At 69.5% G+C, this 8,649-nt stretch carries 7 protein-coding genes; 6 read left to right on the forward strand and 1 reads right to left on the reverse strand.

The features are described from left to right. Positions 1–79: 79 nt before the first annotated feature. Entirely contained in the window at positions 80–1,090 is a 1,011-nt protein-coding gene (locus AC1DMS_RS08415; RefSeq protein ID WP_436287253.1) for a zinc-binding alcohol dehydrogenase family protein, read from the forward strand. 14 nt (positions 1,091–1,104) lie between these two features. Beyond that, positions 1,105–1,674, forward strand: a complete 570-nt coding sequence (locus tag AC1DMS_RS08420) for a GNAT family N-acetyltransferase (protein ID WP_436287252.1) — start codon at positions 1,105–1,107, stop codon at positions 1,672–1,674. Between the two features lie 16 nt (positions 1,675–1,690). Here AC1DMS_RS08420 and AC1DMS_RS08425 read toward each other — a convergent pair whose 3' ends face one another. Beyond that, on the reverse strand, positions 1,691–3,049 hold the full coding sequence (locus tag AC1DMS_RS08425) for a PQQ-dependent sugar dehydrogenase (RefSeq protein WP_478180844.1): 1,359 nt from the start codon (positions 3,047–3,049) through the stop codon (positions 1,691–1,693). 159 nt (positions 3,050–3,208) lie between these two features. On the opposite strand from AC1DMS_RS08425, the gene AC1DMS_RS08430 reads away from it, so the two are divergent. The 4 genes from AC1DMS_RS08430 (at position 3,209) to tcuC (ending at position 8,476) form a co-directional block, all read left to right on the forward strand. Then, the gene (locus tag AC1DMS_RS08430; RefSeq protein ID WP_026283887.1) at positions 3,209–3,958 is read left to right on the forward strand and encodes an alanyl-tRNA editing protein; all 750 of its coding nucleotides are present in this window, start codon (positions 3,209–3,211) and stop codon (positions 3,956–3,958) included. 51 nt (positions 3,959–4,009) lie between these two features. Further along, positions 4,010–6,220, forward strand: a complete 2,211-nt coding sequence (locus tag AC1DMS_RS08435) for a protein-disulfide reductase DsbD family protein (protein ID WP_436287250.1) — start codon at positions 4,010–4,012, stop codon at positions 6,218–6,220. A 93-nt stretch (positions 6,221–6,313) separates the two neighbouring features. Then, on the forward strand, positions 6,314–7,006 hold the full coding sequence (locus tag AC1DMS_RS08440; RefSeq protein ID WP_196230430.1) for a thioredoxin family protein: 693 nt from the start codon (positions 6,314–6,316) through the stop codon (positions 7,004–7,006). A 105-nt stretch (positions 7,007–7,111) separates the two neighbouring features. Further along, positions 7,112–8,476 (forward strand): MFS transporter, encoded by a 1,365-nt coding sequence (gene tcuC, locus AC1DMS_RS08445; RefSeq protein WP_307596473.1) that lies wholly within the window; start codon positions 7,112–7,114, stop codon positions 8,474–8,476. Positions 8,477–8,649: the final 173 nt, after the last annotated feature.

The raw sequence follows: 8,649 nt of genomic DNA on the forward strand, positions 1-8,649 counted from the left end.
GCTCATTGAGGCAGTCTTATCAATTTCTGGTTGCCATCCTACAGTCGAGCCATCGTTCAAGAAAGAAAGGTCATCCACCATGAAAGCCATCGGCTACTACCAGCCCCTGCCCATCGACAACCCCGAGTCGCTGCAGGACATCGAACTGCCCGCCCCCGTGGCCGGCCCGCGCGACCTGCTGGTGCGCGTGAAGGCCATTTCGGTCAACCCTGTCGACACCAAGGTGCGCAAGAACATGGCGCCCGAAGCCGGCCAGCCCAAGGTGCTGGGCTGGGATGCCGCGGGCACGGTCGAGGCCGTCGGCGCCGGGGTGAAGAACTTCAAGGTCGGCGACCGCGTGTACTACGCCGGCTCGATCGTGCGGCCCGGCGCCAACGCCGAACTGCATGCGGTGGACGAGCGCATCGCGGCGCTGGCGCCCACGAGCCTCGACGACGCACAGGCCGCGGCGCTGCCGCTGACCACCATCACCGCCTATGAACTGCTGTTCGACCGCCTCAAGGTGCCGAAGAACGGCGGTGCGGGCCAGACGCTGCTGGTCACCGGCGGGGCCGGCGGCGTGGGCTCGATCCTCATCCAGCTTGCGCGCCAGCTCACGCAATTGCGCGTGGTGGCCACGGCCTCGCGCGCCGAGACGCGGGCCTGGTGCCTCGCGCTCGGCGCCCACGCGGTCATCGACCATTCGAAGCCGCTCGCGGCCGAGCTCAAGGCCGCGGGCATCGGCGAGGTCGACATGGTCGCGAGCCTCACGCAGACCGGCCAGCACTACGCGCAGATCATCGAAAGCCTGAAGCCCCAGGGCCAGCTCGCGGTGATCGACGACCTGCCGTCGCTCGACGCGATGCCGCTCAAGACCAAGTGCATCTCGCTGCACTGGGAAATGATGTTCGCGCGCTCGCGCTTCGAAACGCCGGACATCGCCGAGCAGGGCTCGCTGCTGGCCGAGGTGGCCGCGCTGGTCGACGCGGGGCGCATCCGCACCACCGCCAATGCGAGCTTCGGCACCATCAACGCCGCCAACCTCCGGAAGGCGCATGCGCTGATCGAGAGCGGCAAGGCGCAGGGCAAGGTGGTGCTCGCGGGGTTCTGAGCACAATCGGCCGCATGGCCGAAGACAGCATCCAGCCCCCGATCGAATTCGAAACCCCGCGCCTTCGGCTGCGCCAGTGGCGGGAGCGCGATCTCGCGCCCTTTGCCGCGCTCGCGGCCGATCCGCTGGTGATGGAGTTCCTGCTGCCCGTGCCCACGCGGGCCGCGAGCGATGCACTCGCCGCGCGCATCAGGGCCCGCATCGCCGAGCAGGGCTGGGGCCTCTGGGCCGTGGAGCACAAGGCATCGGGCGAGTTCGCCGGCTTCACGGGCCTCAACGTGCCGCTGGCCGCGCTGCCCTTTTCGCCCTGCGTCGAGATCGGCTGGCGCTTCGCCCGAAAGTGGTGGGGCCAGAGGCTCGCGACCGAGGCCGCGCGCGCCGCCCTGCAGGTGGGTTTCGAGCGGCTCGGATTCGAAGAGATCGTGGCGTTCACCGCGCTCGGCAACCACCGCTCGGCGGCGGTGATGGAGCGCCTGGGCATGCGCGAAGACGTGGATGGCGCCTTCGACCACCCGGCCGTGCCCGAGGGGCATTCGCTGCGGCGGCACAGGCTCTATCGCATCGCGCGGCCGAAGCAAGGATGAGCAAGGCCACGCGCGACTACTTCGCCTGCGCCGACACGCGCCAGACCACGTTGCCCACGTCGTCGGCCACCAGCAGCGCGCCGCTCTTGTCGAGCGCCACCCCCACCGGCCGGCCATGCGCCTTCTCGTCGGCCGAAAGGAAGCCGGTCAGCACGTCGACCGGCGGCCCGCTCGGCTTGCCCGCGGAGAACGGCACGAACACCACCTTGTAGCCCGACTTGGGCTTGCGGTTCCAGGAGCCGTGCTCGCCGATGAAGGCGCCGCTTGCAAACTGGGGCGGCATGCCGCGGCCGTCCGAGAAAACGAGGCCCAGCGCCGCGACGTGGGCGCCGAGCGCGTAGTCGGGCGCGATGGCCTTGGCCACCATCTCGGGGTTCTGCGGCGTGACGCGCGCATCCACCTTGCTGCCGTAGTAGCTCCAGGGCCAGCCGTAGAAGGCGCCGTCCTTCACCGAGCTCAGGTAGTCGGGCACCAGGTCGCTGCCGATCTCGTCGCGCTCGTTGACCACGGTCCACAGCGCCTTGGTCTCGGGGTGCCAGGCCATGCCGTTGGGGTTGCGCAAGCCGCTTGCGAACAGGCGCTTTTCGCCGCTCTTCACGTCCACTTCCCAGATGGCGGCGCGGCCTTCTTCGGCGGCCAGCCCGTTCTCGCCGATGTTGCTGTTGGAGCCGACCGTGACGTAGAGCTTGGTGCCTTCGGCGTTGGCAATCACGTTCTTGGTCCAGTGGTGGTTGATGCCCGCGGGCAGCGGCGTGACCACCGTGGGGGTTGCGCTCGCCGAGGTCTGGCCCTCGGTGTAGGGCACCTTGACGAGCGCGTCCGCGTTGGCGATGAACAGCTCGTTGCCCACCAGCGCCATGCCGAAGGGCGAGCTCAGGTTCGACAGGAACACCTGGCGCACCTCGGCCGCGCCGTCTCCGTCGGCATCGCGCAGCAGCGTGATCCGGTTGGCGCTGGGCGCGTTGGCCCCGGCGCGGCCCATGACCTTGCCCATGACCCAGTTGCGGACCTTGACCATCGGGCCGCTGCCGCCGTCGCTGCTGCCTTCGGGCTTGGGCGGCTTGTTGCTTTCGGCCACCAGCACGTCGCCGTTGGGCAGCGTGTAGACCCAGCGCGGATGGTCCAGCCCGCGCGCCAGTGCGCTCACGCGCAGGCCCGGGGCGGGCTTGGGGGCGGCGGTGTCGGTCCAGCCGACCGCCTCGGCCACGTTGACGGTGGGAATCAGCGTCTTGTTGGGTTCGGCCAGTTGCGGGCGTGGCCCGATGGTGGCCTCGGGCGCCACCTTGGCGGTTTCGCCGCAGCCGGCCAGCGCCAGCGCTGCAGCCACGGCGGCCATCCAGGCCAGCGGGGAAATGGCGATGCTCGGTACCTTCATTCGCGCTCCTTGGTTGCTGCGGCGCGGAGGCCGCCCTTTTCCTTTTTCAGCGTCGTTCCTTCGGCAAATGATGAGGACGGCGCCGGCATGGACTGTCGGCCATGGGCGCTTTTTGGCGTGGGCGCACCCCATTCACGCATCGCCGCTACCATCGGCCGCATGACCGACGACCTGTTCCGCGCCGACGCCTACCTGCGCGCCTGCGAAGCCCGCATCCTGCGCATCGACGATACCGGCATCGTGCTGGACCGCACGGTGTTCTATCCGCTGGGCGGCGGGCAGGCCGGCGACACCGGTGTACTGGCCTTGGCCGACGGGCGCGAACTGGCCATTGCCGACACGCGCAAGGCAAAGAACGAGGAAGGCCAGCCCACGCAGGAAGTCGTCCACGTGCCCGCGCCCGGCCAGGCCGAACTGCTCGCCGCGCTCGAGCCCGGCGCCGCCGTGACCGCCCGCCTCGACTGGGAGCGCCGCCACCGGCTGATGCGCTTCCACACCGCGAGCCACCTGCTGTGCCACCTGGTGCCGGTACCGGTGAACGGCTGCTCGATCACGCCCGACTACGCGCGCATCGACTTCCACATGACCGATCCGCTCGACAAGGAAGCGTTGACGGCCGGCCTTGCGCGGCTGGTGGAAGCCGCGCATCCGCTGACCGTGGGTGCCATCACCGACGAGGAGCTCGACGCCAACCCGGCGCTGGTCAAGAGCATGAGCGTGCAGCCGCCGCGCGGCACGGGTACGGTGCGCACCATCCGCATCGGCGGCGAGGGCGAGGCGCAGATCGACTTCCAGCCCTGCGGCGGCACGCATGTTGCAAACACCGCCGAGATCGGCGCCGTGATGGTCACCAAGATCGAGAAAAAGAGCGCCAACAGCCGCCGCGTGGTGCTGGGCTGGGCCGCCTGAGCCGCCGCAACCCTCGGAACTTCGCACCACTCCCCTGCTCCGACTGACGGCATGATCTTTTCCCGCTTTAACATCGCTACGTTTCTGGTAGCAGCCGCCGCAGCCTGCATGCCGGCTGCGGCCCAATTGGCATCCAGGCCGGGAGCGGTGGTCACCACCCCCCACGTGCGCGCCGAACTGGTGGCGCATGCGCCCGAAGGCGTTGCGCCGGGCGCACCGGTCTGGGTCGGTCTGCAGATCACCCACCAGCCCGAGTGGCACACCTACTGGAAGAACGCCGGCGATTCGGGCCTTCCCACCGAGCTGAACTGGACGCTGCCGAGCGGCGTGGCGGCCGGCGAGATCGCCTGGCCGGTGCCGCGCAAGATTCCGGTCGGCAACCTCGCCAACTACGGCTACGAAGGCACGGTGCTGCTGCCGGTGCCGCTCGAGGTGTCGAGCAACTTCAAGCCGCCGCTGGCCCTGGGCGCCGGCGCATCGGCGCTCGACGTGCGGCTCAAGGCCAGCTGGCTGGTGTGCCGCAAGGAATGCATTCCCGAGGAAGGCGAATTCACCCTGGCCCTGCCGCTGCAAGGCTCGACCGCGCTGCACAAGGCCGAGTTCGACGCGGCGCAGGCCGCGCAGCCGCAGCCGCTGGCCAAGCCGGGCGCGGTCGAGGTCAGCGGCAACAACCTGCAGGTGCGCCTCGAAGGCCTGCCCGCCTCGGCCCGCGGCAAGACCCTGGGCTTCTTCCCCGAAACGCCCGAGCTGATCCGCACCGCCGCCGAATCGGGCAAGGACTGGACCCAGAGCTGGCAAGGCGGCACCTGGACCGCCACGCTCCCGCTGGCCGACCAGCGCAGCGCCAGCCCGACGACCCTGCCACTGGTGGTGGCGCTGGCCGAGGCCGACCGGCAGCCGGGCCAGCCCGTTGCCTGGCGCACCGAGGCGCCCGTCAGCGGCAGTTGGCCGGCCGCGGCGCCGCGCGCGGAGGTCTCGCCCGCGCTGCAGGCGGCCCTGGCCGCCAATGCGGCCGCCGCGCCTTCGTCGCCTTCTTCGGATCTGCCGCCGCAACCCACGGTCACGCTGATGGCCGCGCTGCTCGGCGCGCTGCTCGGCGGACTGCTGCTGAACCTCATGCCCTGCGTCTTCCCGATCCTGGCGATCAAGGTGCTGGGCTTCGCGCGGCAGGCCGGGAACCACAGCGCGCACCGCACCGCGGGCCTGGCCTACACCGCCGGCGTGATGCTCTCGGTGCTCGCGCTGGGCGGCGCCATGCTGGGGCTGCGCGCGGCCGGCGCCCAGCTCGGCTGGGGCTTCCAGCTGCAATCGCCGGCCGTGGTGGCGGCGCTGGCGGCGCTGTTCACGCTGATCGGACTCAACCTCGCGGGCCTGTTCGAATTCGGCCGCGCCGCGCCCCTGTCGCTGTGCTCGGCGCAGGCCCGGCATCCGATTGCCAACGACTTTCTTTCGGGCGTGCTGGCGGTGGTGATCGCTTCGCCTTGCACCGCGCCGTTCATGGGCGTCTCGCTCGGCTTTGCCATCGGGCTTCCGGCGACCCAGGCGCTGCTGCTGTTCGCCGCGCTGGGACTGGGCCTGGCGCTGCCGTACCTGGTGGCGGGCTTCATTCCGGCCGTGGCGCTGCTGCTGCCCAAGCCCGGCCCCTGGATGAACACGCTGCGCCGGCTGCTGGCGTTCCCGATGTTCGCCACCGTGGCCTGGCTGGTCTGGGTGCTGGGCCAGCAAAGCGGCATCGATGGCGCGGGCACCCTGCTCGCGCTGCTAGTGTGCATGGCCGCCATCGTCTGGGCGCTGACGCTGCGCGGCCGCACGCGGCTGGTGATTGCCACGCTGATGGTCGCATTCACCGCGGTGCTGGCCGCTGCCATCGGGCGCAACGTGCTGCAGACGGTGGAGCCGGCCAGGATGGCGGCCACCGCGGGGCAGCGCTGGCAGCCCTGGTCGGCCGAGCGCGTGGCCGAGCTCACGGGCGCCGGGCAGCCGGTGTTCATCGACTTCACGGCCGCCTGGTGCGTGACCTGCCAGTACAACAAGAAGGCCACCCTGGCGGATGCCGAGGTGCTGGCCGATTTCGACAGCAAGAAGGTCGCGATGCTGCGCGCCGACTGGACGCGCCGCGACCCGGCCATCACCGCCGCGCTGACCGCGCTCGGCCGCAGCGGCGTGCCGCTGTACGTGCTGCAGGCGCCCGGCAAGGCGCCGGTCGTGCTGACCGAGATCCTGGGCAAGGACGAGGTGCGCGCCGCGCTTGCCGCGCTTTGACCCCCGGCGTGACATGGGTTGTCACATGCACATGAGCAAAGCGCTCTAAGCTGTCGCCGTTGTTCGTTTTTTCTTTTGGAGTTCAAGCTGGCCATGTCACTTTCGCCATCGTCCGACTCGCGTTCCATTCGTGCCGCGCGCCATGCCCGTGCGGCCCTCAGCCGCGCCTCGCGCCGCGCCGTGGTGGCGGCCGCCGTGGCGCTGGGCGCCACCTTCCTGATGGGCAACAATGCCTTCGCCGCGCCCGCCGTGGGCCAGCAGGCGCCCGACTTCGTTGCGGTGGACACCAGCGGCGCCAAGCACAAGCTGTCCGACTTTGCCGGCAAGTTCGTGGTGCTCGAGTGGACCAACCCGGGCTGCCCCTTCGTGCGCAAGCACTACAACAGCGGCAACATGCCCGCCACGCAGAAGGCCGCCACGGCCCAGGGCGTGGTCTGGCTGTCGGTCAATTCCACCGAGCGCGCGGCCAGCGACTACCTGCAGCCCGCCGCGCTCGACGCCTGGATGAAGTCGCAGAAGGCCGCGCCCACCGCAGTGCTGATGGACGAGGACGGCGTGATCGGCCAGGCCTACGGCGCGCGCACCACGCCGCACATTTTCATCATCGATCCCAAGGGCATGCTGGTGTATGCCGGCGGCATCGACAGCATCGCCTCGGCCCGGCCCGACGACATCAAGAGCGCGACCAACTACGTCAACCGGGCGCTCGGCGAAGCCTTCGGCGGCAAGCCGATCTCGACCGCCTCCACGCGGCCCTACGGCTGCTCGGTGAAGTACAAGAGCTGACGACGCCCCACAGGCAGTGACAGGTACCTGACTCGCGCGGTCAGGCGGTGGTCGGGAACCCCGGCCTACCCTCGGACGAACGACATCGCCCAAGGGGACAACCAGATGAATCCTGCGCAATCCGCCGCGCAACCATCGGCCGCGGCCGCCGCCCGCACCGCGCCAGGCACCGCTTCTTCCAGCGCTTCCTCCTCCTCGAAATTCGCCACCGTGCTGCGCGTGACGGGCGGCAATTTCATGGAGATGTTCGACTTCTTCCTGTTCGGCTTCTACGCCACGCAGATCTCGAAGGCCTTCTTCCCGGCGGGCAACGAATTCGCCTCGCTGATGCTGACCTTCATGACCTTCGGCGCGGGCTTCCTGATGCGGCCGCTGGGCGCGATCTTCCTGGGCGCCTACGTCGACCGCGTGGGCCGCCGCAAGGGCCTGATCGCCACGCTCGCGCTGATGGCGGTGGGCACGCTGCTCATCGCCTGCGTACCGAGCTACGCCACCATCGGCTTCGCGGCGCCGCTCCTGGTGCTGGTCGGGCGGCTGCTGCAGGGCTTCTCGGCCGGCGTGGAACTGGGCGGCGTCTCGGTCTACCTGTCGGAGATGGCCACGCCGGGACGCAAGGGCTTCTACGTGAGCTGGCAGTCGGCCAGCCAGCAGGTGGCGATCATCGTGGCGGCCGCGCTCGGCTACTGGCTCAACGTGACGTTCAGCCCGCAGGAGATCGGCGACTTCTACTGGCGCATTCCGTTCTTCGTCGGCTGCCTGATCGTGCCGGTGCTGTTCATCATCCGCCGCTCGCTGCAGGAGACCGAGGAGTTCATGGCGCGCAAGCACCGGCCCGACGCGCGCGAGATCTTCCAGTCGATGGTGGCCAACTGGGGCCTCGTCGTGGCCGGGATGATGCTGGTGTCGATGACCACCGTGTCGTTCTACCTGATCACGGTCTACACGCCCACCTTCGGCAAGTCGGTGCTGCACCTGAGCACGACCGACGCGCTGGTCGTCACGCTGTGCGTGGCCATCTCCAACTTCATCTGGCTGCCGGTCATGGGCGCGCTGTCCGACCGCGTGGGCCGCAAGCCGCTGCTGATTCTCTTCACGGTGCTGACCATCCTCACTGCGTACCCGTCGCTCAAGTGGCTGGTCGGCGCGCCGAGCTTCGGGCGCATGCTCGAAGTGGAGCTGTGGCTGTCGTTTCTCTACGCGAGCTACAACGGCGCGATGGTGGTGGCGCTCACCGAGGTGATGCCGGTCAATGTGCGCACCGCCGGCTTCTCGCTGGCCTACAGCCTCGCGACGGCGCTGTTCGGCGGCTTCACGCCCGCCATTGCCACCGGCCTGATCGAGATGACCGGCGACAAGGGCGCGCCGGGCCTGTGGATGACGGCCGCTGCCGCCTGCGGGCTGGTGGCGACGCTGGTGCTCTATCGGCGCAACGTGGACCCGGCGGATTCGGTGCGGGTGCCGGTGGTCTGAATTCTGGTTCTTGCGCGCTTGTCGGTTCAGGGCGCGCTCCCGCCGACGGGGTACCTTGCTCCGCGAATGTCCTCCGGCCTGCGGCCTCCCCCTTGTACCGGGACTTCTCGCGCAGTCAAGCACGGGTTTGGGTTGGTTTTTCTACCAAGCTGTATCGCTTGCGAGGCATTGAG

Source organism: Variovorax sp. 05T418 (assembly GCF_056396385.1).